The following is a 23,976-nucleotide window of genomic DNA, read 5'->3' as shown; positions in this document are numbered from 1 at the left end:
TGGCCTTTCCGTTGGATTTCAATAGCCGCGCGACCGGTCGACGAGCCCGATCGGATCGAGCCCGGCGCGGTGACGCTTCACGTTGTCGATGACGGCCCGCGCCGCGGTCGCCGGTTGGGTGACGCTGGCGACATGCGGGGTCAGGATGATCTTCGGATGCGACCAGAACGAATGGCCCTTGGGCAGCGGTTCGGGATCGGTCACGTCGATCATCGCCGCCGACAGATGGCCGCTGTTGAGGGCGGTGATAAGCGCTTCATGGTCGAGTTGCGGCCCCCGGCCGGTGTGAACGAGCGCCGCGCCCTTGGGCAGTTTCGCAAACAAGCCGGCACCGAGAAAACCGCGCGTGTCCTCAGTCAGCGGCAGCAGGCAGACCAGTATGTCGCTGGCCGCCAGCATCTCATCCAGCCCGAGTTCGCCATGATGGCAGGTCACGCCTTCGATCCGCCGCGGCGAGCGGCTCCAGCCGGCAAGCGGAAAGCCGAAGGGCTTCAGCCGGTCGAGGACGGCGTGGCCGAGTTGCCCGAGGCCGAGCACGCCGATCCTCCGCGAGGCGGCCTGGAGCTGAGGGATATCGCGCCATTCGCCGGCGCGCTGCTGCGCCAGATAGTCCGGCAGGTTGCGGTGCAGGGCAAGCACTGCCAGCGGCACATATTCCTGCATCATACGCACGATGCCGTCCTCGATCATGCGCACGATCTTCACGTGCGCAGGCACCGCGTCGAAGCGGAACTGGTCGACGCCGGCGCCGATGGAAAACAGGATTTCGAGGTTCCTGTAGCGGGCGAGATTTTCCGGCACGGTCCAGGTGATCAGATAGCGCACGGCGTCGGGATCGACCGTCGCGGCGTCCATGGCGAAGGGGAGGTCGGGCAACTCTGTGGCAAAGGCTTCTGCGAAGACAGCCCCGCGGCGCGCATCGGAGTTGAACAGGAATGTCATTCCGGTGCCCTCAGACCGCGCAGCCCGCGCCCAGCGCCTCGATCATCCGCTGGCAGGCGGCGAGTTCGCTGGCAAGGATATATTCGTCCGGCTTGTGGGCGCGGCCGATATCGCCGGGGCCGCAGATGATCGCGTCGAAGCCGGCGGCCTGGTAAAGCCCGGCCTCCGTGCCGTAGCTGACGGCGGCAAGCGGCTCTTCGCCGGTAAGCCCATGCAGCAATGCCGCCAGTGCAGCGTCTTGCGGCAGCGACAGCGCCGGATAGGCGCTGATCGGCGTCCACTCGATCTGAAAGCCTTCGGATGCGCAGGCCTCGGCCCTTGCGTTGACGGGTGCGAGCAGGCCGGCCGGATCGACGCCGGGTATGGCGCGCGCCTCCAGGTCCAGCGTGCAGGTGTCCGGGATGATGTTGACCGACTGTCCACCCGCGATCACGCCTGCCTGCAGCGAGGAATAGGCCGGTTCGAAGGCAGCGTCGAACGGACCGTGCGTCAACCGCTCGGCTTCGCTCACGGTCGCGCTCAGCACCTCGGCCATGGCGTGGATGGCATTGAGGCCGAGATCGGGCCGCGAGGAATGACCGGTGCGGCCCCGCATCGTCACGCGGGCGGCCGCCTTGCCCTTGTGGCCGCGCACGGCGCGCATGCCGCTTGGCTCGCCGACGATGACGCCCAGCGGCTTGGCGCAAAGTTCTGGCAGGCGGGCGATCAGATGCGGCACGCCGCGGCATCCCACCTCCTCGTCATAGGAGAAGGCAAGGTGGATCGGTCTGGCCAGGCGCATGCCCGCCACGTGCGGCACAGCCGCGAGCGCGGCAGCAAGGAACCCCTTCATGTCCGTAGTGCCGCGCCCGTAGAGCCGCTCGCCGTCGCGGCGCAGCGCGAAGGGAGAAGAGCTCCATTGCGGCTCGCCGGCGGGGACGACGTCCATGTGGCCGGACAGGACGTAGCCTGGGACATCGGCTGGACCGATCGTCGCGAAAAGATTGGAACGGTCGCCTTCCGGCCCCGGAAGCAGGGTGACCTTCACTCCTTGTTCGGCGAGATGGGCCTCGATCCAGCCGGCAATGTCGCCGTTCGGCTTGCCGGCGACCGATGGAAAGGCGACGAGACGGTCGAGGATGTCTAGGACGTCCATTCCTGTCCTCAAAAAGCATTTTGGGTTCGCCGGGATTGGTGCCGTCGACCGCATGCTGCAGCAATTCGGCAGAGGATGTGGGCTTTCTTTCGCGATTGCGTGCCGAAAGCGGAAGTGTTTCAGTTGAATCTTGCGTTGGCGCGGGGCTTTCGAGCAAATCGTATCGGTCTGGTTGTTTAGCGTTGGCAGGGCGGAGCGGCCATTGCGTGCACCCGTCAGGCAATCTTTCAGAGGCATGAAATTGAAGCCGTCCGGAAGCTTGAAAATCGATACCTTCTCGATGCGCATCGGCGAAATCGATGGCATCGATCTCGACCGGTTGCACGCGCACTCCTTGTCCGTGGGATGGCCGCATCGAGCCGAAGACTGGCAGTTCCTGCGCGAATGCGGGCACGGGTTCGTGGCGCTCGATGATATCGGCCGCGTTCTCGGCTCGGCCATGTGGTTCCCACATGGCGCCGATTTCGCGACGGTCGGAATGGTCATCACCTCGCCGAGACTGCAGACGCTGGGGGCAGGGCAGTGGCTGATGAAGCGGGTCTTCGATAAGGTCGCCGGGCGTAACCTGCGTCTCAACGCAACCCGGGCGGCAAGGCGGCTTTATCTTTCGCTGGATTTCCAACCGGAGAGGACCGTCTACCAATGCCAGGGAGTTGTCCATGCGATCGGATCGGCCGGCATGGGCAAGGCGCATGGCGAGGTGCGGCAATTGCGTGCGGAGCACCTGCAAGCGATCATCCCACTCGACGCCGCCGGTTTCGGCGTGCTTAGAGAAGCGCTCGTCCAAAAGCTGCTCGATCAATCCGTCGGCTACGGGCTCTTCGACGATGGCCGGCTCAAGGCCTTTGCCCTGTGCCGGCCGTTCGGCCGCGGCCACGTCATCGGCCCGGTGGTGGCGCAGCGGGATGCCGATGCCATCGCGGTGGTCCGGCCGCACGTGGCCGATCATTCGGGTGGCTTCCTGCGGGTCGATACCCATATGGAGAGCGGCGAGTTCGCCGCATTTCTGTCGCACAGCGGAATGCCTGTCTTCGACACGGTGCTGACCATGTCCATGGGCAAGCGCCTCGCCGATTATTCCGTCGGCGGCGCAACCGCACCGATGACCTATGCCCTTGCCAGTCAAACTCTCGGGTAGTTCAGTAAGGCGCGATCTGCGCGACGAACGCGAGCAGTCCGGTTCCTATCATGAAATTTGCACCCGACTGCCGATTGAATTCGTTTGCAGGATGTCCCCAATGGCGAGAAACTGCCGTTGAATTCCGAGCCTATCGCCGCGGGAGAAGGCAATGGCCCAGGACCAAGGCAAGTCGACCGGACCGGATCTGATTCAGGGCATCGCGCTCGCGGACCTTCCTGACGGCGGCAAGCTGGCCGGCCGATGTGGCGACGACCAGGTGCTGCTGGTGCGCCGCGGAACCGACGTGTTCGCGGTCAGTGCGACATGCACGCATTACGGCGGGCCGCTCGTCGATGGCCTTGTCGCGGATGATACCGTCCGCTGTCCCTGGCACCATGCCTGCTTCGATCTGCGGACGGGCGAAGCGTTGCGCGCCCCTGCGCTCAATCCTCTTGCCTGCTGGGCGGTCGAACAGCGGGACGGCCGCATATTCGTCGGCGAGAAACTGAAACGGACGGCTCCGAAACCGCGCTCCGGGGGCTCCGGCCAGGTGCCTGAGAAAATCGTCATCATAGGCGGCGGCGCGGCGGGGTTCGCAGCGGCCGAAATGCTGCGCCGGGAGCGGTTCCAAGGCAGCATCGTAATGCTCAGCAACGACCAATCGCCGCCCGTCGACCGGCCAAACCTCTCCAAGGACTACCTCGCCGGAAAAGCCCCTGAGGATTGGATCCCGCTCCGCGGCGAAAAATTCTATTCCAAGAACAACATCGACCTGCGGCTCAACACGGAAGCCATGCATGTCGACGCCCGTGCGCGGCAGGTCATCCTCGCGGATGGGGGCAGGATTCCCTATGACAGGCTGCTGCTTGCGACCGGGGCCGAACCCGTTCGCTTGGCCGTCCCCGGCGCCGGCCAGCCGCATGTCCGCACGTTGCGTTCGTTCGCGGACTGCAGGGAGATCATCGCGCGAGCTGCCACCGCACGTCGTGCGGTCGTGCTTGGCGCCAGTTTCATCGGGCTCGAGGTTGCCGCTTCTTTGCGTGCGCGCGCTATCGACGTCCATGTCGTGGCGCCGGAGAAGCGGCCCATGGAGCGTATCCTGGGTCCGCAGATGAGCGACTTCATCCGCGCCCTGCATGAAGAGCAGGGCGTCGTGTTCCATCTCGAGCAAACCTTAGGCAGCATCGAGGGCGGGACGGTGAGACTGAGCGGCGGCAGTACTCTGGCGGCGGATCTCGTCGTCGCCGGCATTGGTGTGCGGCCGCGCACCGGGCTTGCCGAGAAGGCAGGGCTGGTCGTTGACCGCGGCGTCGCCGTTGACGCTTTCCTGGAAACGAGCGAGCCAGGGATTTTCGCTGCCGGCGACATCGCGCGGTGGCCCGATCCCCACAGCGGCGAGAATATCCGGGTCGAACATTGGGTGGTTGCTGAGAGACAGGGGCAGGCCGCGGCGCTCAACATGCTCGGATACCGCGAGAAGTACGTTGCAGTCCCGTTCTTCTGGAGCCAGCATTACGACGTCCCGATCAACTATGTCGCTCATGCCGAACGATGGGAAGAGATCGTGGTCGAGGGCGACATCGCCGCCAGGGACTGCCTGCTGCGTTTCAAGAGGGGAGGGCGCACGTTGGCTGCCGCCTCGATCTTCCGGGATGTCGAGAGCCTGGAAGCCGAACTGGCCATGGAGCGCGCAGTGCCTGTCTAAGGCGCGCCGCGTCGAAACGGATTCAGGCGACGCGCTTTAAATCTTTGTTTTGATGCATGTCGTTGCCCCAGAACCGCTGCACACTTCTGGGCGACATGCTTTAAATCTTTGTTTTGATGCATGTCGTTCTCCCAAAACCGCTGCACACTGGCGACATGCATTAATCGAGGCTTGCTGACCACGGTTGAGCGCATGAACACCTGATCCACGGCATAGACAAGCTATCAGCCGAAAGGCGGTCGGTAGCAGGAGGTCCGATCGTAGCGAGCTATCCGCTCGCCGGTGCTCCCCGCCATTTTTGCCCGTCCGGGCAACGCCGCGTACGGCCAAAAAAGGAACCTCGACTGCAGGGGTTGGGTGGGGGCACTGACAGCCGAGGTCAATAAGCTTTCAAAAATTGTGGCTCCGTTTCCTCCAAATCGCAAGGTTCCGCACTCGGCCCGTGGCGATCTCGCGTTCGTCTTTTTGGTGTTTCTTTATGTATGCACAACTTCAGATTGTAATCCTTTCGGGCATATTAGCCACCTAAGATATAATTACCAAATTGTTAACCGGGATTAATGCGCGTTTTCCACAGCATCGTAGTATGCCTCTCAGGCTGAGTTACCTCAATGGAGCGGGGGTGCCATACGTCCGGACGTTGCGATGGCGTGTGCTCTACTCCCAGAATCCCCAGTCAACATTTAGGCAGCCTGCCACACGGGTAGACGAGCGTATCAGTTCATGCCTTCGACATGGCTTTGCGAGGGAGCAAATACAAAAAGGGAGAAAGCAAGGTCGGCGGCGGAGAGGAGTAAAAGGCGATGGGACATCCTCAGATTTCCGATTTTTGGAGCGACGCAACAGGACCGGTACCAAATGGGCATCTGCCGAGCGCTACCGGCCTTAACAGGTCCGATGCTGAAGAAGGACAGCCAAGCGAAGGCCTGGTTGTAATTGTCGACAAGCGGGCACTTGAGCGCGAATGCCTTGCTCGTGGCCTTATCGAACACAATCCCGCTTTGCGCGTCAGCGCGGTGGGATCGCTTGACGAGATCCAGCATAGTGACGGCGAGGCGGAGCCATCCGCGATCCTCGTCATCCTGGGGGCCAGAAAGGTTACCGATCAAAGCGTTCGGGCGGAGCTCGTGCATTTCATTGGCGAGGTTGGCACGGTACCTGTAATTGTCGTGGTGGATTCCGATGAGCCGGGGGAAATCCTGGCGGCTCTTGAATGCGGCGCCCGAGGCTACATTCCCACAAGCGTGAAGGTGAAGGTCGCCGCCGAGGCCATCGGCCTGGCTCGCGCCGGAGGCATCTTTGTGCCCGCCAGCTGCGTGTTGGCGCTTCGCGAGATCATCCATTCGACAGCAAACGGCGCCCGCCCGCTTACCGGCATGTTCACCGCACGAGAGGCGGCGGTTGTGGAGGCGCTGAGGAAAGGCAAGGCGAACAAGATAATTGCCTACGAGCTCAATCTCTGCGAGAGCACCGTCAAGGTCCATATCCGCAACATCATGAAGAAACTGAAGGCTACGAACCGCACGGAGGTAGCCTACAAGCTCAGACAGATGATGCTTTGAAGCTCCTCGACCGGTCTCTGCCTAGCGGGTCCGACGGTACGACTGCTGGGCACCTTTGCCTCGGATCGGAGCTGCGGGTTTCTGTGAGGCCGCGGCTCAGATCCGGGAGTCAGGAAAGTTGGGCGCCAGCTTGGGGCCTTTGGCGAAACGGATACGTTCGGGCGACTGTTCAGGCACGTTTCCGGCCAACCGTCTCGGGTCCTGCCTTCACCAGAAATCCAACACTGTCTTCGCCCAACTCCGCGTTGCGATATGCAGCTTCGGCGGCTTTCAGCCCTCCCGTCAGTCTGCGGATCACCGGAGCGGCTCCGAGTAGGTCGAGCGGCAGGCCTAGCTGACCACGGGCGGGCCGCTTCGGCGGCCAAACCCCGAGACCGAAATAGCTGGCGGCCGAGCGATCGATTCCGCCACTGAACTGCAACAGCAGCGCATGGCGCGAGTTCCGGGCGATACGGCCGAGGCAGTTGATGTCCATTGGTGGTTTGTCGGAGGGTCGCATAGCGACGACGATCACATCCCATGCGTCGTCGCTCAGGAGTGCCGGGTGCGAAAAAACACCTACCCTCGCTCCGCCTTCGCGCAGCATATGCTCGAGGAACGGCGCACAAGGCGTGTCGCAGACGATTGCGACCCTGGCGCCACGCTGATCGACGCCGGCGTCACCAAGAAAGGCGCAGCACAGCCGCGCGAATTCCGGCAGCAGGTCTATGGCCGGATGGGCGAGATTGGGAGCCGCAACTTTGATGCCGGCCTCGTCGCAGGCGTCGAAATCGACAGCGCCTGGCCAAAGCTCCCAGGGTTCAGCCATCAGCGAAACGACCGCTCGCGAGGGCAAGAGTTCGATAAGCGATCTCGAAATCGGCGCGACCTGCGGACAGTTCGTGAGGACGTCCACGTCCTGCCATTTGCGGCTGTCGATGCGGTGTGTGACTTCCACGCGCGCGGAGACCTTGGCGTATTTGCTGAATGCCAATGTCGAGTCTGCGGCCGCCGCCAGGTTCGGATGTCTGGCGGATATGCGAGCGAGCGCAATGACGCGGTCGGCATTGGCGAGCGCCGCGGCTGTCGCTGTCACCGCATGGTATCCTGTCGAAGCGCCAACGACCACGGTGAGGCCAGAGAGATCGAGATCGAGCGAGGCTATTTGGTTGCGCACAATAGCCAGTGCTTCCGCATGGTCGATCTCGGCAGCATGACGAGCAAGCGGCCTTGCAGGGAAATCACGGGGCGAAGGCTTCAGGCTGGGCGCCACGTTGCGCGGTCTCCACTGTCAGATAGGCTCACATCCCTGACGCGGAACAAACTGTCCTGCCGGATCTCGTCCGGACGCGATGCGCACGCTTTTTCATGCATTGCGTCGGCGGACGCCTTTTGCGGGCCTGTGTCGCTCCCGCAATACAGCCGAACCCGCCCGAACTGCTACTGCAGAAAACGGGTGCTTGGTGACACGTCATTCGATCAGAAGGCTTATTGCCATCATGCCTGCAAGGCGCGGATCAGGCTAACGGGTAATCAGGGTCGGGTGCGGCGCTACCTCCTTTGCGGTTCTTGCCGAGGATGACCAGCCGCTGTGAAATCGGGAGCGGAAAACCAGCCGCGTTCGTTGGCGAAACTCATGACAATCAGCGCATTTGGCATGAATCCCCGCAGACCCGGCATCAGCGTGGGTCAAAACCATCGCCCGCTGGGGGGGCGTCGCAAGAGAATCATGGACGTGACGGTCGCATCGATCGCGCTTGTCCTCGCCGCCCCGGTCATGTTGGCGATTGCTCTACTGATATTGTTGACCGACGGTTCACCGGCAATATTCTCGCACACCCGGGTCGGATTCAACGGCAAGCGGTTCGCCTGCTACAAGTTCAGGACAATGGTCGCCAACGCCGATCAGGTTCTCGCCGACTATATTGCGAACAATCCCGAAGCTGCCAAGGAATGGGAGCAGAACTGGAAATTCAGGAATGACCCGCGCATCACGTTCCTCGGGCACATTCTCAGGAAATCAAGCCTGGACGAGTTGCCTCAGCTCATCAACGTGCTGCGCGGCGAAATGAGTTGTGTCGGCCCTCGACCGGTCGTCCCGGACGAACTGCAACGTTACGGCGCCTGCGCGATCGACTATCTCCGAACCCGGCCGGGGCTGACCGGCCTCTGGCAGGTGACGGGCAGGGACGCAATCGACTATCCCAGCCGCGTCTCCATCGACAGCCGCTACGTGCGAGACTGGTCCATTTGGGCCGATGTCGTCATTCTTGCGCGGACCGTTTTCGCCGTAATGAAATTCGACCACGCGTCCTGATCAAGCGGATCGCAAATTCTTCTTCATGCATGTCCTTGCCGCAGAGACCGCAGCATCTTGCGGCACTCAGAGGTGAATGGGACCTGCACCGGCGGCGACGGAGATGGCAGCCGCGGCCGTCATTGCTCGGGGGGCATCCGACGCCACATGACACCGAGGAGGAGGCCGAGCAGGTAGGCACACTGCAGCGTGACAACGAGAAGCAGGATCGAAAGCAGGCGGTGCCAATCAAACGAGCTGGCAATGCCGCCTGCAACGGCGCCGACCACGACAGTCGCCGCGGTCGCGACGATGAGCGCAGGCGCACGAACGCGCAATCCCAGCAAGATGCCAATCGCGCCGACAGCGACAAGGCCCCAAAACACGGCGATCTCCTATAATGTGGAAGACTCAAAAGTGTGCCGTGTCACAAGTCTCCCACATCTGCGAATCCGTACCAACTCTCAATCTCGGCGCACTGCCTGACGGCCTCAACCAGGTGGCGGGAAATCGCTGCATCTCCGCTGCTTGCACAAAAGGCGTAGGACACCTTCTCCGAATGACGCGTTTTCGCTCATTTCCTTGTCCAGGCGCTCAGCCTACGCTGCTTATGGAATAGTACGCGGAACATTCACCCGCGGTGCGGCAGCATGTCTTGAATGGTGGCACGGAGCCCTGTTCCCGGGCGCAGCCAATCAGGACGAAAAGGCCGCTGGACGTTGCTCGGCGGGGCTGAGCAGTGTCGGCGCACAGTTGCCGCATAGCGCTTTCAGCGTGACGTCTCCATCTATGCTGCAGGCATCCATCCTTTTGCTTATCGTGTCGATATGGTTTCCCGGCGCCACGCGGATCGCCGGGACGGATGGTTCGCTTTCCTTTTTGCTGGCCCTGTTCTGCGCCCTGGTAAGTATCGTTCCCTATGCCGAAGCGACAAAACGCCTTCACCGAACCGAAGCGGGCTTGGCGATTGCCGTGCTGACGATGTCTGCTTTCATCATGGTTCTGTCCCTGCTGTCGGCGCTTCATGCAGACAATCCGATCAGGACCATGCGCGCGGTCTTCGCGCAGGTATTTGGTTTCGCCATTATTCCGACGATTGCGGTGATCGCCGCGAGGCCCAGGGGTTTCGAGGCAATCGACAGGATCGGGATGGCGATGGTCATCATGGTTGCCGCGACATCCTGCCTCGTCGCCATCGGGCTGGGCGATGCTCGGTTCGCCGATCGGGCGGAGGGCTATTTCAAGCACGCAAACCAGCTCGGAATTGCCTTGTCGGCCGGTCTGCCGCTTGTCGCCGCGAAGCTGGTCGCTTCTCGAAGGCACAGGATTCTCCTCTCGGGCTGCCTTCTGGCGGGGCTTTTGGGCTTGGTGAAATCGGGCTCAAAGACAAACTTCGTCCTTGGCGTGGCAGGTCTCGGCACGTTCTTCGGGCTATACAGCGTCTATCTGGTGATAAGGAGGCAGCGCCCAGTAACTGTGATCGCCGGGACCATTGCGGCTCCGATATTGTTCCAGTTGAGCTTGGCGACATTGCAGTTCCTCAATCCGCGGGCCTACAGGCTGCTGTCACTTCAGCTTTCCGGAGGTGAGGCGCATTCGATCGTGTCGCGGCAGAAACTGTGGTCCATATCGATCGATCTGGGCCTGTCGCATCCGTTCATGGGAGTGGGGGCAGGCCAGTGGGTGGGCGACATCGCTCCGCATAGCCACAACCTGTTCATCGACGCCTTCAGAACGCTGGGAGTGCCCGGCCTGGCGTTGGTATCGGTTATCGTTGTGCTGGTCGTTGCCTATCTGATCAGCTCCGTTCTTCACACATTGGTCGACAGGGGGAAGGGCGAGCAAGCGACCGAAGTGAACGTGATGGTGCTCGGAACGTCGGTCGCCGTGTGGAATTACCTCGTCGCAAACCAGATGAGCGATTCCTTCGGTCCATCAACCTCGGCTTTCTTCTGGTTGCCGCTGGCGTTGCTCATGGTCTACCGCGGCATGCAGCGATCACTGCAGACCGGGCTCGACCAGAAGCCAGAGCTGCATGCCGGGACCGGACCTCAACTATTCCAGCATTGAAGAAAAGAGGAAGAGCCTCTTCAGGTTCTTTGATCTTCAAGAGTCAACCTTAGCGCTTTAATCCAATGACCTCGCACGCGGTTCGCGACCTGGCGGCAAGACTTCCGCCAAGCGTCGGAACGCGCGCGCTTCAAACAGACATCCGATTTGTGGAATTCTTTGGTCTGCCGGGGGTCGGAAAGACAACCGCCTCCAGTCTGTTGGCGAACGGTTTGCGACGTTGCGGCCCGCTGGTCGGCGACGTGCGAATGGCGTGGGGGACAAGAACTTTCATCAGCCGGCAGATCTACAGGGTCGGCATTGTCGCCCCAAGAATCAAGGATCGTGAGTTTCGCTTGCTGCTGATGCGAATAGCCCGCTTCGTCCTCGAAAGCGGACAGTCATCGATTGCCGATGCAGTCAGGGTGATCTGGAACATGTGGGTTCTGGTTGCCTTCGTTCAGAGCGAGAGGCCAAGACAAAACGCCATCGTCATTATGGATCAGGGATTGCTGCAGGGCTTCTGGTCCATATTTTTGAAGAGCAAGCGCCGGGCAACTTCCGAGAGGTGGGTTGATATCCTGTCTGACATTGGCGTCGATGACATGCTTTTCCTCCATCTTCGCGCCGAGACCGGCGTGGCGCGGGATCGACTTCTGAAGAGGGGCGATCAATCCTCGCGAATGCAAAGGGCGTCCCCTGGCCGCGACCTCGATCTCTGGTCGGCGGCGGATCGAACTTGCCATGAGCTGACGGCCGATCTTGAGAAGGAAATGGGAACGGAAGATCACGTCGGCGTATTGGCGTCAGTCGACGTGGAAAGACTGGCGTCGCCCGAAGACGTGGCTGAAAGAGCGCTGGAGACGGTGCTTTTGGCCTGTCTGGAACGACATCGGCCATGTGATTCGGCTGATCGATGAGCATGGGGATGGATCGCCGCTCGTTCATAGGCCTTGCCGGTTTGTATCCCGTGTGCGCTCTGCTGCCGGGCTCGTGCCAAGCGGAAGGACAGACGCCGAGGGGCAAGCAACTCGTCCTGACGGGTGACTACGGCTACGAGCAACAATCGATTCGGAATCTCGAAGCCGGAACGACGATCGACGCCCGCAACGCTTCCTTCACAGTCGCCAACAGCAGGAACAGCGATCCCAGCGCGATGATGGGCTGCGACGAGGGGACGTTGCCGGTCAATCGCTATCCGGTCGTCATCCGCAACTGCCCCGGCGTCCACTTCCTCGGAGGGCGCTTTGACGGTCAGGTGCCGCTGACCTCCGACTGGCGGGATACTTATTGCAACAGCGCGGCACTGCTTGTCAGGGACGGAACCGCCAATGCGACAATAGAAGGCGTTCGTGTGCGCCGCTGCTGGGACGGCATCCGCTTGGCCGAGCGGGCCGACGGCTTTCACCTCAAAGGGTGCTGGCTCAGCGAGGTCAGGGATGATGCGGTGGAGAACGATTATCTCCTCAGCGGCACGGTCGAAGATTGCCTGTTCGACGGGTGCTTCTCGGGGATCAGTGTGGATCCTGCGTCGAACGAACGGGACGGGACAGGGGAGACCGTGCGGATCGACCGAACCCTCATTCGCATGCACGCCTTTCTCTCCAAAGGCGAGATCACACATCAAGCGCCGATCAAGGCTGTCGATCAGTCACCCAGGTTGAGGATCACGGGATCGGTTTTCGCGCTGACTTCGGCAAACATGCGTGGATTGCGTCGTCTCGAAAGAACGTGGGCGCTGACGGTTGAAAGTCGCGACAACGCTTTGTTGTGGCTGTCCGACGAACCAATTCCGTTCAAATTTCCGCTGCCGCCGTCCGGGTTCAAGGTGCTGACGGGCGCCGATGCCCGCGGATATTGGAACAAGGCGTATCGCCAGTGGGTCGCAGCGCATCGGGACGTGGCCCGGTTCACCGACGAAGCGCTGTGAGAAATCGCGCCGGCAGCAAGCTGCCGCCAGCTTTGCAAACGACAGTTTAGACCGTCACCGCATGGTAGACGAGAGGAAGGCGATGAAACAGGACAAGGCGGTCGATGAAACCATGTCGCCAGCTTCTGCCGATCACGCTGCGAGGTTTGTCACCCAAGGGCGATTGGCCCGCGTCAGGGGGCAAAACATCTTGTTCAGCCCATCCCAGCGGGCAATTTTCGCCGTCAACGATACTGCTGCCGACATCTGGCGCTCTCTGGAGGAAGGCACATCGCCGCAGGCCATCTCGGTCGAGATGGCCCGCAGCGGCGTCGATAGGCTTGAGGCAAACAGGCATGTCGAGGCAGCGCTTGGGGACTGGCAGCGACTGAGCCTGATACGGCCATGCGCGCCGTTCTCTCCATCATCGGCTCAAGAACCTGTGAGCCAGGTGGTCGCCGTTGCGGGCCTTACCATACGCATCGTCTATCCGGCCGCCTGCGCCTTTCCCGCCGTCTCCGTATTTCGCCATCTCGAGGTCCGAACAGAGACTGCCGACATTCTGCTCCAGGTGGTTGAACACGAGGGACGGGTCCACCTGTTTCGGGACGGCGACTGGATCCTGTCTTGTTCGCGCGACGAATTGCCCGTCATGCTGAAAGGGCAATTGCTGACCGAGGTTCTCGATCACGGCGCCTACGAACTTGCCCTGCACGCGGCTGCGCTGGTCGGCAATGAACGCCTCGTGCTTCTTTGCGGCAATCCGGGCGCGGGCAAGACAACGCTGACCTTGGCATTGATCCATGCAGGGTTCGGCTTCGCATCCGATGACGTGACGCTGCTGGACGCCAAGGGGCATGGCGTGGGGCTTCCGTTTGCCCCCGCGGTCAAGGCGGGAGCATGGCCGCTTGTGGCCGAATATTACCCCGATATCGACGCTGTCCCAATCTGTCGCCGCCCGGACCGCAGGCGCGTTCGGTTTGCCGTGCCGGGGCAGTTCGTGCCGCCTTCTCCTGCGCCCATCGGCAGTGTGATCCAGCTTCGTCGAGGTCGCGACGCGAAAGCGTGCCTGGAACCGGTCGATCCGGCCAGCGCATTGCGCGTCCTGCTCAACGGCGCGTCTGCACCCGGCCGAGAACTGAGTGGCGCCGCGTTCGACGTGCTGACCCAACTCATCGGATCGGCGCAGACCTACCGCCTGACCTATTCAAAGCTCGATGATGCAATAGAGCTGATCGCGAAAGCTTGCCGATGAAGCATCGAGGCAACGCGCTTGAGGCACTGGTCGCGGGGCTTCGCGGCTGTCCGGCCGACGCGGCCGACTGGCGTGCGGTGATTGCTCTGGCCAATCGCACGTTGCTCACGCCGGACTTGTTCTCGTCGCTGTTGCGGGCCGGCCAGATCAGTCGGCTCCCGCGGGACGTACGCAAGTATCTTCGGTTCGTTCACGGCTGCAATCGGGAACGAAATCTGCGCTTGCGAGCCCAACTGCGTGAAGCCGTGGCGGCCCTCAACCGCCGCGGCATCGTTCCGCTCCTGCTCAAGGGGGCCGTTCCCCTATTCCTTTCCCCGATCGATCGGGTCCCCAGCAGGATGACCAGCGACCTCGATCTGGCCGTGGAACCGGCCGATGAAGCGGTCGCGCGAAGCTGCCTCGAGGAGCTTGGCTACGTCGAGATGGCGGGCGCCCGAGGCATGGTCCGGCAGCAGGACGCCGGAATGCTGGAGCTCCGGCCGAGCAGGGGCAACGGCTTTGAGCTGCCCAAGCTCGTCCGGCGAAACGGGCTGCGGGTGAATATTCCGTCTGTCCGGTCCCGCGCCCTGCACTGGATCGTGCACGACCTGCTTAAGGAGGGGGACTACTGGCGCGGAAGGATTGATCTGCGGCACCTTCATGATCTGGCGCGACTGGCGGAAAGGGAGGACGTGGACTGGACGGCGCTGCGGGCATCCATGGCGGATCGGCGCGCCCGCAATGCGCTCGACACCCAGCTCCTCGCCCTGCAGCATTTCTTCGGAACCAACATTCCGGCAAAATGCGCACAGCGGCCGATGATCCGTTTCCAGCACTGGAGGCGCGTGTTCACGGCGACCCATCCGATCATCGGCGCTCCGTTGCGCCTGGCCGGCAATTTGATGTGGGGCGCACGGCGGTTTTCACAGGCCGATGATCTGGCACGGCGTGGCTCGACCGATCTTGCGCGGCGCATCGCTCGCACGCTCTTGAACCCCAGGGCGAAAATCTAAGCCTTTTGGTGAACTAGTACCTCCGTCCCGGGAAGCATAGAGTAAAGTCCGTGAAATCTTGAAACGCGTGTGGGGAGATTTGACATGCCAACCGAAAGCACAAAACGCCCGGAACGGAAGCCGGAAACGCTGGTTTCAGAGTCTCAGGCGCGCCGGGACTTTCTCAAGAAGGCGGGGCGTTTTGCGGCGGTGACCCCGCCGGCGATAACGCTTCTGCTCGGCACGAGCCTGAACTCGAAGGCGATTGCCCAGTCGGGAGGATCACGCCCGGGCAATGGCTGGGGAGACACGAACCATATTCACCTTGGCCCTCCCGGCCAATCGTAAGCCTCTTCGACCGGCATGATCGCTGAAAACAGCGTTTTGAGGCCATAGGGCTTAGAGCAGAGCAGTTCACCGTTTCATGGAAACGGCGAACTGCTCTAATTATTTATTTGGTTCTACGTTGAAAGCCCGGATCGCTTGCGGCACGCCAGGCTGCCGCAAGCGATCCGGGCTTTTCTTTTGCCGGCGGCGGTTTGTCTCGCTCGCGCTTGCAACGCGCCGCGCTCGCGCGTCCGGGGCGCATTGGCTCGGCACCACCAGACCCAGCCCTTTCGAGCCGGGCATGACGCGCTCCGGGGGCCTGAAAGATCGCAGCTGACGGGTCAGGCGAGCAGCCAGTCATTCAAATGGAATTCATAGATCTTGCCGTCGTTCTCGGTCGGGTTCGAGTCGTTGTCCACGCCCCGATCGACGATGTAGAGGCTCATGTGATGACTCGGATCGTCGCTGCTCGGCGCCAGCGCCAATCCCGCCGGTTTCTTCGCGTGAGCGGCGGAGATATCGAGCGTGCCCAGCAGATCCCCGGTTGGCGTCACCATCGCCACCGAGTTGCGTGACGTGATGACATAAAGCAGGTCGTGGACCGGATCATACGCGAGCCCCCCGTCAGAAGGGGTTCCGAGCGATTGTACAGAAAAACTCGTCACGACATCATCGCCGCCCGTGCTTGGGACGCCGTCGAATTTGCCGTTCTGGCCCGGAGCGATGGTGTAAATCCTATGGGTTGAGCCATCCTCGAGATAGAGCACTCCGCGGTTTGTGTCGTAGGCAAGACTCTCCGAATCCGAACTGCCGAACGCGGACGTCTTGAATGAGGTCACGATATCGTCGGACGTGTTGTAAAGCCCATCCTTGCCTGGGTTCAACTCGTAGACGCTCTTCGTGCCGGTATCGTCCGAGAAGAAGAGATGGTGGTTCGTCGGATTGTAGGTGACCCCGGCCGGCTCATCGGAGAAATTGATGGTCGTGAGCGTACCCGCCAGGGTGCCGTTCAGATTCATCTGGTAGAGATTCTTGCCGGTGAAAATGGACATTTCATCGACTTCGCTGTCGGCAACCAGCAGCGTGCCGAGATGAGAAATATAGACGATATCCGTTGGATCGGGACTTGGCGGAGACCACTGCGAAGTCAGAATGGTATGCGCCAAGGTCACCGATGTCGGCAACTGGCCGCTGCCGCCGGTGACGTCAACGGTGAAGGTGTGGATGTCGATGCTTCCGTCGGACGACTTGGCTGTCACGTGGAGATTGATTGACGGTTCGGATTGGGCATCGAGCGCGCCGGTGCTCGATCGCGTGATGACGCCTGTGCTGGCATTGATGGCAAAGCGCGTATCGTCGATCGTGTAGGTGACCGTCGAACCGGCATCGGGATCCGTGGCCGAGGCGGTTATGCCGACCGCCGTGCCTGCGGCGGCGTTCTGGGAGATTTGGTTGGCCGCGGTGTTGGCATCGGGCGGCGTGTTGAACGCGACCGGCTCCGGGCTGTCGAGGACGGCGAGGGTGAAGATCTTGTTGGCGGTACTGCCGTCGGAGGAGGTCGCCGTCACCGTCAGGTTGATGGACGACTGGGTTTCGAAGTCGAGTGTGCCGATGGCCGAGCGCGTGACGACACCGGTGCTGGAATTGATGGCAAAGCGCGCATCGTTGATGCTGTAGGTGACGCTCGATCCGGCATCGGGATCCGTGGCCGAAGCGGTGATTCCGGTTGGGGCACCAGCCGCGGCGAGCTCGGCGATCTGGTTGGTGGCGGAATTGCTATCGGCGGGTGTATTGAAAGCCACCGGATTTCCGGATCCCGGCAAGATATATTCGATGTGCAGCAGCGGCGCGCCGGCGGGATTGTATTCATATGAATCTGCCGTGCGCGTGCCGGTGCCGGTGATCAGGAAGGCCATGTCGTTGAGCGCCACCCAGCCCGAGCGGTTGACGATCTCCTGGACGATAGCCGTAAGGTCGGGCGTGCGCTCGGCCAGACCCTGTTCGCCTATCGTGGTCCACGGGTCCGGCGTCCAGGCGGTGGACGCCGTCGTCCGGGGCAGCGACGAGACGTTGAACGCGGTGCTGGTGAAGGGACTGGCGTCGTCGGTGTCGTCGCCCTGGATCAGCAGCGAGGCCGCGCCGGTCTTCACCTCATTGGCCTGGAACTGGATGTAGGCGCTGGTGATGATCGCGCCTTGCGGGATGTCGATGCCGGTGAAGCGGATGCCGACGGTCTGGCGGGTGGTGCTGTCGTAGCCCAGTTCCAGGTCGCCGGTGTTGGTTCCGATCGTACCGGAGCCTTTCTCCTCGACATCGTCGCCTGCTGTCGCCACCCGCGTTTCGAATAGTTCAGCCATGATACATCTCCTTTCCGCATTTCCCCTCGATTAACAACGAAACCTCCAGGTGCCCGACCCGGGTCAGGCCGACCCATGATCGAGCAAGGCGATGATTTCGTTGCGCGTGAAGAATGTGATCCTCGGACCTATCTCGAGTTCCGCCGATGATCAGTCTGTTGCCTGCTTCATCCTAGGCCACGCGGGCACCACTGCAGCGAGCAAGCGCAGCAGCGACAGGCCTTCCCGCCCAAGGAACAGCGACGGCAGCAGCCAGCACAACAGCAGGCCCCCCGCAGACGCCAGCAATGCCGTATCGATGAGCAGCGGAAGAGGAGACAGCTGGAAGGCGCGAAGCCATTCCACGAACGCCCAGACGCCGGTTCCGACGACGCCCGCTAGCGCGAGGCCAGGCAAGTGCGCCAGGAAGAAATCCGCCCATGTCATCCCGGTCACGCGCAGGCTCAACTGCCCCATGAGGAAGAAGTTGGCCCCGAATGCCAGGCCGACACCGAACGCCACACCTTCCACCCCCCAAAATTGCCCTATGAAGGCTCCGACGAAGACACCGACGGTGAAAACAGCCTGGCGCCAGGCTCGTGCGTAAACCGTTCCGGTTGCCCGCGAGACGGAGTCGCTAAGCTTGTAGCTCGTGCGGAACAGCATGCTGAACGCCAGGATCTGGAGGGGGGCTACTACACCCTCCCAGCCTCGTCCGAGAATGACCCGAACCAATTCGGGCGCGACGATCGCCACAACCACGCTGGCCGGCAGGACAAGCAGGCCACAACCGGCGACCGCGCTGCGATAGGCACGCGCAAGCCTGACGGGCTCTTCCTGGACCAGCGCCATGGTGGGGAACAGCACGCGATCGAGCACCTGGCCGACGATGACCGCCGGAGTCGTCATGAGCTGGGACGACAAGCCGTAGACGCCGAGCGCATCGGCGCCGAGGTAGCGGCCCACGACGAGCCTGTCCACCTGAGTGGCGAGGTAGTTGCAGACCCGCGCAATGGTGAAGCCGCTTCCAAAATAGAGCAGTTCGAAAATCGCGCTTCGCTCGAGCAACGGCCGCATCGGGTGCCGCTGCCCGGCGAGCAGCACGATCGTGCGGAACAACTGCTGGACCAGGAGCGCTGCGACAAGTGCCCAGATGCCGAAGCCGAGCCAAGCCAGCACAGGACCGACGACCACATAACCGATTGCGAAAGCGACCGCGTCGACGAGCGCGAGCCAACGGAACCGCAACGCGCGCTGGGCCGAGGCCAACGCCACCATGGAAGCTCCCTGGAAAAGAAAGATGAAGCAGATCGCGCGCACGATTGGAATGAGATCGGGGAGGCGAAGAAGGCTGGCGATTGCAGGTGCCATCGCCCATACCAGCGCGGCCACGGCAAGTCCGAGCAGGCACGACAAGGTGAACCCCACCCGAAGATGCCGCTCCTCCAGTACAGGCCGCTGCACGATCGCAGGCGTAATGCCAAGGCCCTGGAAGATGGCCGAAAACTTGATGACGATCAGTGCTGCCGAGTAAAGGCCGAACTCGTTGGGCGAGAGCAGCCGGGCCAGGAGGAGAAGGGCGACAAGCTCCGCAACCGCCAGGGCGCCCATGGACAGGCCCGTCCAGAACATGCCCACGACACTGCGTTTTGCCAGCCCGCGCCGAATGTCGCTCACGCCAATCTCCACGTGCAGGTTACTTACTCGACCGACCCAGGCGGGCGGCCATGCATCTTTCCCGGAACCGCTCAGCGGGGAGACGGAATATCCGGACGGCCTTGATGAAACGCCAACGGAGCCCGCGTTGGCCGCGAGCCATGTTCAACGAGAAGGGACGGGATCTCGTAGCGGTAGAAATCCATCTCATCCTGGACCTCGGGAATGATCGCCGCCAGTTCGTTCGGATCCAGGCGCAGCCATTTCTGCTGGCGGCCGGGATCGATCATCTCCTTGGCCGTGCGAACGATGTCGTCGGTGCAGTTCAGCCCGCAATGATCAAAGATGCGCCGCAAGACCAGCTCAGGATCCTGGATAAGATCTTCATAGCGAAACGACAGCACGCGGCTGTTGCCCAGCCTCGCGAGATCTTCTCGAGCCTTCCGATTGCCGCGCGCCCATTGGCGCGCGATCACCGTCAGTTTTTCTTGCTCCTTCAAGTCCCGATCTATCCCGTTGTAGCGAGGGCCGTAGATGGAGGTGTATTTTCTTCGTAATATTCTTTTGGCAATGATCTGTTTAGCAAGGTCTGTGGCATAGTAGTGAATCTGAGTGACGGGGGTCATTTTCAGGAGACGCAGAAGCCCCTTGAATGACTTGGCTCGCTGCCACTTGAGCTCCATCGAGCTTATGTAGGAGAATGGATTCCTCGTAATATACAGAAATATGGCTTCAGGAAATATTTCGTGGACAAACGGCACGCGCAAGACATTGGCGGGCGTGTTTTCCATGATCTGCCGATTGCCATTTCGTAACTGGTATTCGAGGAACCGGCCCCGAATGTAACGAGCGACTTTTTTCGTGGCATCGATTTCGCCAAATTCGTCATGACGCCGCGCCGGGTCGGCATAAAGCCACACCGTTTTTGGCTCGTACCAGGTAACGATGTCGGGGTGCAGCCCGATCAATTTCTGCGCAATCGTGGTGCCGGACCGATAATTGCCAATCAGAAAAATCGGAGGTTTCAGCTCGGTTGTCATCATGACAAGTCTCCGTCGCTAAAGATGAACTAGGATTTGCGCGATCCGCACGGCAAGCCGCTACTGGTCCCTGAAGGCGCGCATCATCTGGTCCGTCAAAGGCTTCATCAGGTAGGAGAACACCTTGCGGTCACCGGTCCGGATGAACGCTTCCACCGGCATGCCGGGAATGAGCGAGACAGGACCGAGTTTCTTCAGGTCCTTCGGGCCGGGCGTGATGCGCACCACGTAGTAGACTTCATTGGTGTGCTGATCGCGCGTCACATCGGCCGAGATCATGGAGACCACACCCTCGGTTTCGGGCGTGGTGCGGACGTTGAAGGCGGTGAAGCGAAGAAGCGCGCGTTGGCCGATCGAGAGCTGGTCGATGTCCTGCGGAGCGGCCTTCACCTCGACGGTGAGCGTGTCGGTGTCGGGTACGATCAGCATGATCGGCTCCCCTGCGCCGATCACACCGCCCACGGTATGGATCGAAGATTGATGAACCGTGCCGCTGGAAGGGGCGCGAATGTCGATGCGCGACAGCTGGTCCTCGGCGGCGACTTTTTTCTCCTCGAACTCGGCGATCTTGGCTTCGACATCGCGCAGTTCGCTCCCGGTCTGGCTGGAAAATTCCTTGTCCAGCTGCAGGACCTGCAGCTCGACTTCGGCGATGGCCCCTTTCGCCTGCGCCATGCTCGATGCAAGTTGCGCCCGTTCACCCTCGATGCGTGTCGCCTCGCGTTCATATTCGGTCAGCTTCGACTTGAGGGTGAGTTTCATTTCGACGAGGCTGCGGATGTCGACGAGCTCGTCGTTGATCAGCTTGATCTCCTTGGCCTTTGCCGATTCCTGGGCCGAGTAGCCTTCGATCTGCTTGCCGAGTTGCTCGATGCGTTCGCGCAAGCGTGCCTTGTTGCCGGACACCTCGACCCGGCGAAGATCGAATAGACGTTGCTCGCTGGCCACCGTGGCTGCAATCTCGGGGTCGTTCACTCGCGCGGCAAGCTCGGGAGCAAGCACAATCCGCTCACTGCCGTCACGCTCGGCCTCAAGCCGCGATTTTCGCGCATAAAGCTCGTCCAGGTTCTTCGTCACATAGGCCAGGCTGGCGCGCGGAATGGTGTCGCTGAGCTGGACCAGAACGTCTCCGGCTCGGACACGGTCGCCGTCGTGCGCGAAGATCTTGCCGACAACGCCGCCGGTCGGATGCTGCACCTTCTTCTCGCTGGTCTCGACAACTACCGCGCCACGCGAAATGATGGCTCCGGAAATGTCCGCGGTTCCGGCCCAGACTCCGACCCCGCCGACGAGCAGCGCGACGACGGTTGTCCCGCCCAGCAGGTTGCGGCGAATGGAACGCCGGTTGGAGGAAGGCCGCTTCAAGTCCGTCGCCTTGCTTGCCCGAGTCCTGTGTTCAGTTCCGCAATTGTGGCGCGCTTGCTACCGGCTGCAGGCCCTCGGCACTGACTTGCGGCATCGGCAGGAGCTTCGTCAGGACGCACTCCCTGGTGCCGAAGATCTGCATCTGCCCCTCTTTCATCAGCAGCAGGAAATCCACGGTGCTGAGGATGTTCGGCCGATGCGCCACGATCGCCACGATGCCGCCGCGGGCCTTGATTCCTAGGATGGCTGCGGCAAGCGCCATTTCGCCTTCGCTGTCGAGATTGGAGTTGGGCTCGTCGAGGACGACCAGGAACGGATCGCGATAGAGCGCGCGTGCCAGGGCAACGCGCTGGCGCTGCCCTGCCGAAAGCGCGGTTCCGCCCTCTCCGATCTGCGTCTCGTAGCCGTTGGGAAGACCGATGATCAGCTGGTGGACACCCGCCGCGCGGGCGGCGGCAACAATAGCCTCCGGATCCGGTCCGGGATCGAAGCGGGCGATATTGGCGGCAACGGTTCCGGCGAAGAGTTCGACGTCTTGGGGCAGGTAGCCTATGTAGCGGCCAAGGCGTTCCGACGACCACTGATCGAGTGCGGCGCCGTCCAGCTTGATGCGGCCTGCCAGCGGTCGCCACGCGCCGACCAGCCCACGAACGAGGCTCGATTTGCCGGAGCCGCTTGGTCCGATGATGCCGAGCACCGAGCCGGCGTCCAGGCTGAACTCCACACCTTGCACGATGATCCGCTGCGCGCCCGGCGCGCCGATCGCGATGCGCTCCACCGTCAAATTCGCACCGGGAACCGGAAGTGCCATCGGCTGCGCGTCCGGCGGCAATCGGGCGAGCAACTTGCTCAGCCTGCTCCAGCTCTGACGCGCGGCCACGAAGTTGCGCCAATGGGCGATGGCGAGATCGACAGGCGCCAGCGCGCGGCCGGCAAGGATGGAGCCGGCGATGATGATCCCGGACGTCGCCTCGCCCTGGATCACCAGCCAGGCGCCCACACCCAGCATTGCCGACTGGAGCATCAGCCGCAAGGCGCGGGCGAAGCTGCCAAAGCCGCCCACGATATCGCTGACGCGCTGCTGTTGCGCCAGATATTCACGGCTCGCCTCCCGCCAGTGGTCGTGCAGGTGGTTGCCCATGCCCATCGCCGCAAGCACCTCCGCGTTGCGGCGGCTGGCCTCGGCGAGGCTGTTGCGCCGCACGCCTGTCACAGCCGCGGCGCTTATCGGTTTGCGCGTAAAGACCTCGGTCGCGGCCGTCAGCGTCACCAACAGGATCGCGCCACAGGTGGCGGTGATCCCGAGGGTCGGATGAAGGCTCCAGATGATCGCCAGATAAAAAGGAAGCCACGGGAGGTCGAAAAGCGTGCCCGGCCCGGGGCTCGACAGAAATGTGCGGATGCCGTCGAGATCGCGCTGCGGCTGCAATCCATCGCCCTGCTGGCCGATATACAGGGGCAGCCTTGAAACAGCCGTGAAGACGCGTCCCCCTACCGCGTCGTCCAGCTCGGCGCCGATCCGGATCATGATGCGGCCGCGCGCAAGGTCGATCAGTGCCTGTCCGACAAACAGAATGCCGGCCAATATCGCCATGGCTATCAGGGTCGGTACGCTGCGGCTCGGCAGCACGCGGTCATAGACCTGCAACATGAACATCGCGCCGGTCAGCATGAGGATGTTGCTCACGCCGCTGAAGAGCGCGACGCCGGCGAACGCTGCCCGGCAAGAGCGCAATGCATCGGCCAGTTCCGAACCGGGCGCCGGCTCCGTGATCGAGGCACCGGCGTTCGCGAACGCGCCTGGCAAGTTGCCCTTCCGTTTGCGCCTTGCGTAGCGCGCGACAGCCGCGAGCAAGGCCAGGATCGCGATAGCCAGCAATACCAGCAGAGCGCCCGGACCGGCCAGCCATACAGGCAGATCGGAAAAATGGCGCCAGTCGGCCGCGAGATCGGTCCACGGCCGCGCCTGCGAGATCCTGCCGAAATCAACGAAGCGCGGTAAAAGATCGGCTCCAACCAACGCAAGGGCGAGGACGAACAGGATTGCTCCGGGGATGTGCGACCGGACGACGGGCCGGCGGCGCAGGGCGCGACGAGACGTTTTGCGGCGCACCGTTGCACGGAGGAGGCTGAGCGGCCTCAGTTCCGTCGCGGCATCAGAATTCGCCTTGTGGAGTCGGCTCCCCAAGGCGGTCAGTGCTGCCCCCAAGGTCATTGTCAAAGTTCCGATGATGAGATCTTAACCCCTAAGTGCAGTCGGCCGGAGACCGATCAAATGCACAGCTCATCCAGAGCATTGCGGAGCGGCGACTGCAGGCTCGAAGCCTAG

The 23,976-nt window shown here is 62.0% G+C and carries 19 protein-coding genes; 10 read left to right on the top strand and 9 right to left on the bottom strand.

Annotation, left to right across the window (positions count from 1 at the left end; all coding sequences use genetic code 11):
• Window positions 1-18 precede the first annotated feature (18 nt).
• Window positions 19-942 (bottom strand): 2-hydroxyacid dehydrogenase, encoded by a 924-nt coding sequence (locus ABID26_RS16675; RefSeq protein WP_354415972.1) that lies wholly within the window; start codon window positions 940-942, stop codon window positions 19-21.
• A gap of 10 nt (window positions 943-952) precedes the next feature.
• Window positions 953-2,077 carry an acetylornithine deacetylase gene (gene argE, locus ABID26_RS16670; RefSeq protein WP_354415971.1) on the bottom strand — a complete coding sequence of 375 codons (1,125 nt, stop codon included), beginning with the start codon at window positions 2,075-2,077 and terminating at the stop codon, window positions 953-955.
• A 235-nt stretch (window positions 2,078-2,312) separates the two neighbouring features.
• Between argE and ABID26_RS16665 the strand changes: the two genes are divergently transcribed.
• The 3 genes from ABID26_RS16665 to ABID26_RS16655 all read left to right on the top strand — a co-directional run bounded on the left by ABID26_RS16665 (window position 2,313) and on the right by ABID26_RS16655 (window position 6,464).
• The gene (locus ABID26_RS16665) at window positions 2,313-3,215 is read left to right on the top strand and encodes a GNAT family N-acetyltransferase (protein WP_292338763.1); all 903 of its coding nucleotides are present in this window, start codon (window positions 2,313-2,315) and stop codon (window positions 3,213-3,215) included.
• 151 nt (window positions 3,216-3,366) lie between these two features.
• The gene (locus ABID26_RS16660) at window positions 3,367-4,902 is read left to right on the top strand and encodes an FAD-dependent oxidoreductase (RefSeq protein ID WP_292371258.1); all 1,536 of its coding nucleotides are present in this window, start codon (window positions 3,367-3,369) and stop codon (window positions 4,900-4,902) included.
• An 803-nt stretch (window positions 4,903-5,705) separates the two neighbouring features.
• Window positions 5,706-6,464, top strand: a complete 759-nt coding sequence (locus ABID26_RS16655; RefSeq protein WP_292298245.1) for a helix-turn-helix transcriptional regulator — start codon at window positions 5,706-5,708, stop codon at window positions 6,462-6,464.
• A 169-nt stretch (window positions 6,465-6,633) separates the two neighbouring features.
• Here ABID26_RS16655 and ABID26_RS16650 read toward each other — a convergent pair whose 3' ends face one another.
• On the bottom strand, window positions 6,634-7,716 hold the full coding sequence (locus ABID26_RS16650) for a hypothetical protein (RefSeq protein WP_292344650.1): 1,083 nt from the start codon (window positions 7,714-7,716) through the stop codon (window positions 6,634-6,636).
• A 363-nt stretch (window positions 7,717-8,079) separates the two neighbouring features.
• Between ABID26_RS16650 and ABID26_RS16645 the strand changes: the two genes are divergently transcribed.
• Entirely contained in the window at window positions 8,080-8,760 is a 681-nt protein-coding gene (locus tag ABID26_RS16645; RefSeq protein WP_245460284.1) for a sugar transferase, read from the top strand.
• Window positions 8,761-8,879: 119 nt separating this feature from the next.
• Here the strand turns inward: ABID26_RS16645 and ABID26_RS16640 are convergent, their stop codons facing one another.
• Window positions 8,880-9,125: a hypothetical protein gene (locus ABID26_RS16640; protein WP_292298256.1), complete on the bottom strand. Its 246-nt coding sequence runs from the start codon at window positions 9,123-9,125 to the stop codon at window positions 8,880-8,882.
• Between the two features lie 403 nt (window positions 9,126-9,528).
• On the opposite strand from ABID26_RS16640, the gene ABID26_RS16635 reads away from it, so the two are divergent.
• From ABID26_RS16635 to ABID26_RS16610, 6 genes are all read left to right on the top strand, one after another.
• A complete protein-coding gene (locus ABID26_RS16635) occupies window positions 9,529-10,809 on the top strand; it encodes an O-antigen ligase family protein (protein WP_292344651.1) in 1,281 nt (426 codons plus the stop codon).
• A gap of 65 nt (window positions 10,810-10,874) precedes the next feature.
• The gene (locus tag ABID26_RS16630; RefSeq protein WP_292344652.1) at window positions 10,875-11,708 is read left to right on the top strand and encodes an AAA family ATPase; all 834 of its coding nucleotides are present in this window, start codon (window positions 10,875-10,877) and stop codon (window positions 11,706-11,708) included.
• A gap of 8 nt (window positions 11,709-11,716) precedes the next feature.
• On the top strand, window positions 11,717-12,718 hold the full coding sequence (locus tag ABID26_RS16625) for a hypothetical protein (protein ID WP_292344653.1): 1,002 nt from the start codon (window positions 11,717-11,719) through the stop codon (window positions 12,716-12,718).
• An 82-nt stretch (window positions 12,719-12,800) separates the two neighbouring features.
• Window positions 12,801-13,952 (top strand): PqqD family peptide modification chaperone, encoded by a 1,152-nt coding sequence (locus tag ABID26_RS16620; RefSeq protein WP_292371257.1) that lies wholly within the window; start codon window positions 12,801-12,803, stop codon window positions 13,950-13,952.
• Complete coding sequence (locus ABID26_RS16615; RefSeq protein WP_292344655.1) at window positions 13,949-14,944, top strand: nucleotidyltransferase family protein; 996 nt, start codon at window positions 13,949-13,951, stop codon at window positions 14,942-14,944. Before ABID26_RS16620 ends, ABID26_RS16615 begins: the two co-directional genes overlap by 4 nt.
• An 84-nt stretch (window positions 14,945-15,028) precedes the next feature.
• A complete protein-coding gene (locus ABID26_RS16610) occupies window positions 15,029-15,271 on the top strand; it encodes a hypothetical protein (RefSeq protein WP_126099062.1) in 243 nt (80 codons plus the stop codon).
• Between the two features lie 320 nt (window positions 15,272-15,591).
• On the opposite strand, the gene ABID26_RS16605 is transcribed toward ABID26_RS16610, so the two are convergent.
• The 5 genes from ABID26_RS16605 to ABID26_RS16585 all read right to left on the bottom strand — a co-directional run bounded on the left by ABID26_RS16605 (window position 15,592) and on the right by ABID26_RS16585 (window position 23,862).
• Window positions 15,592-17,607: an RTX toxin gene (locus ABID26_RS16605; protein ID WP_292371256.1), complete on the bottom strand. Its 2,016-nt coding sequence runs from the start codon at window positions 17,605-17,607 to the stop codon at window positions 15,592-15,594.
• Window positions 17,608-17,757: 150 nt separating this feature from the next.
• Entirely contained in the window at window positions 17,758-19,263 is a 1,506-nt protein-coding gene (locus ABID26_RS16600; RefSeq protein WP_292298272.1) for a lipopolysaccharide biosynthesis protein, read from the bottom strand.
• 71 nt (window positions 19,264-19,334) lie between these two features.
• Complete coding sequence (locus tag ABID26_RS16595; protein WP_292298274.1) at window positions 19,335-20,285, bottom strand: sulfotransferase family protein; 951 nt, start codon at window positions 20,283-20,285, stop codon at window positions 19,335-19,337.
• Window positions 20,286-20,342: 57 nt separating this feature from the next.
• Window positions 20,343-21,647, bottom strand: coding sequence for an HlyD family type I secretion periplasmic adaptor subunit (locus ABID26_RS16590; RefSeq protein WP_126099064.1), 1,305 nt, complete (start codon window positions 21,645-21,647; stop codon window positions 20,343-20,345).
• A gap of 31 nt (window positions 21,648-21,678) precedes the next feature.
• Window positions 21,679-23,862 carry a type I secretion system permease/ATPase gene (locus ABID26_RS16585; RefSeq protein ID WP_354415970.1) on the bottom strand — a complete coding sequence of 728 codons (2,184 nt, stop codon included), beginning with the start codon at window positions 23,860-23,862 and terminating at the stop codon, window positions 21,679-21,681.
• Between the last annotated feature and the right edge of the window lie 114 nt (window positions 23,863-23,976).

Source organism: Mesorhizobium shonense, from assembly GCF_040545255.1.
Classification (GTDB): Bacteria; Pseudomonadota; Alphaproteobacteria; order Rhizobiales; family Rhizobiaceae; genus Mesorhizobium; species Mesorhizobium shonense.
Note: the sequence above shows the minus strand (reverse complement) of the source record. Positions and strands in the feature narration are given on the sequence as shown.

Excerpts from the sequence above, each read along its gene's own strand:
- ABID26_RS16595 (WP_292298274.1), bottom strand. The coding sequence starts at position 20,285 with ATGATGACAACCGAGCTGAAACCTCCGATTTTTCTGATTGGCAATTAT.
- ABID26_RS16615 (WP_292344655.1), top strand. The coding sequence starts at position 13,949 with ATGAAGCATCGAGGCAACGCGCTTGAGGCACTGGTCGCGGGGCTTCGC.
- ABID26_RS16655 (WP_292298245.1), top strand. The coding sequence starts at position 5,706 with ATGGGACATCCTCAGATTTCCGATTTTTGGAGCGACGCAACAGGACCG.
- ABID26_RS16660 (WP_292371258.1), top strand. The coding sequence starts at position 3,367 with ATGGCCCAGGACCAAGGCAAGTCGACCGGACCGGATCTGATTCAGGGC.
- ABID26_RS16665 (WP_292338763.1), top strand. The coding sequence starts at position 2,313 with ATGAAATTGAAGCCGTCCGGAAGCTTGAAAATCGATACCTTCTCGATG.
- ABID26_RS16645 (WP_245460284.1), top strand. The coding sequence starts at position 8,080 with ATGACAATCAGCGCATTTGGCATGAATCCCCGCAGACCCGGCATCAGC.
- ABID26_RS16630 (WP_292344652.1), top strand. The coding sequence starts at position 10,875 with ATGACCTCGCACGCGGTTCGCGACCTGGCGGCAAGACTTCCGCCAAGC.
- ABID26_RS16610 (WP_126099062.1), top strand. The coding sequence starts at position 15,029 with ATGCCAACCGAAAGCACAAAACGCCCGGAACGGAAGCCGGAAACGCTG.
- ABID26_RS16605 (WP_292371256.1), bottom strand. The coding sequence starts at position 17,607 with ATGGCTGAACTATTCGAAACGCGGGTGGCGACAGCAGGCGACGATGTC.
- ABID26_RS16625 (WP_292344653.1), top strand. The coding sequence starts at position 11,717 with ATGGATCGCCGCTCGTTCATAGGCCTTGCCGGTTTGTATCCCGTGTGC.
- ABID26_RS16635 (WP_292344651.1), top strand. The coding sequence starts at position 9,529 with ATGCTGCAGGCATCCATCCTTTTGCTTATCGTGTCGATATGGTTTCCC.
- argE (WP_354415971.1), bottom strand. The coding sequence starts at position 2,077 with ATGGACGTCCTAGACATCCTCGACCGTCTCGTCGCCTTTCCATCGGTC.
- ABID26_RS16620 (WP_292371257.1), top strand. The coding sequence starts at position 12,801 with ATGAAACAGGACAAGGCGGTCGATGAAACCATGTCGCCAGCTTCTGCC.
- ABID26_RS16585 (WP_354415970.1), bottom strand. The coding sequence starts at position 23,862 with ATGACCTTGGGGGCAGCACTGACCGCCTTGGGGAGCCGACTCCACAAG.
- ABID26_RS16675 (WP_354415972.1), bottom strand. The coding sequence starts at position 942 with ATGACATTCCTGTTCAACTCCGATGCGCGCCGCGGGGCTGTCTTCGCA.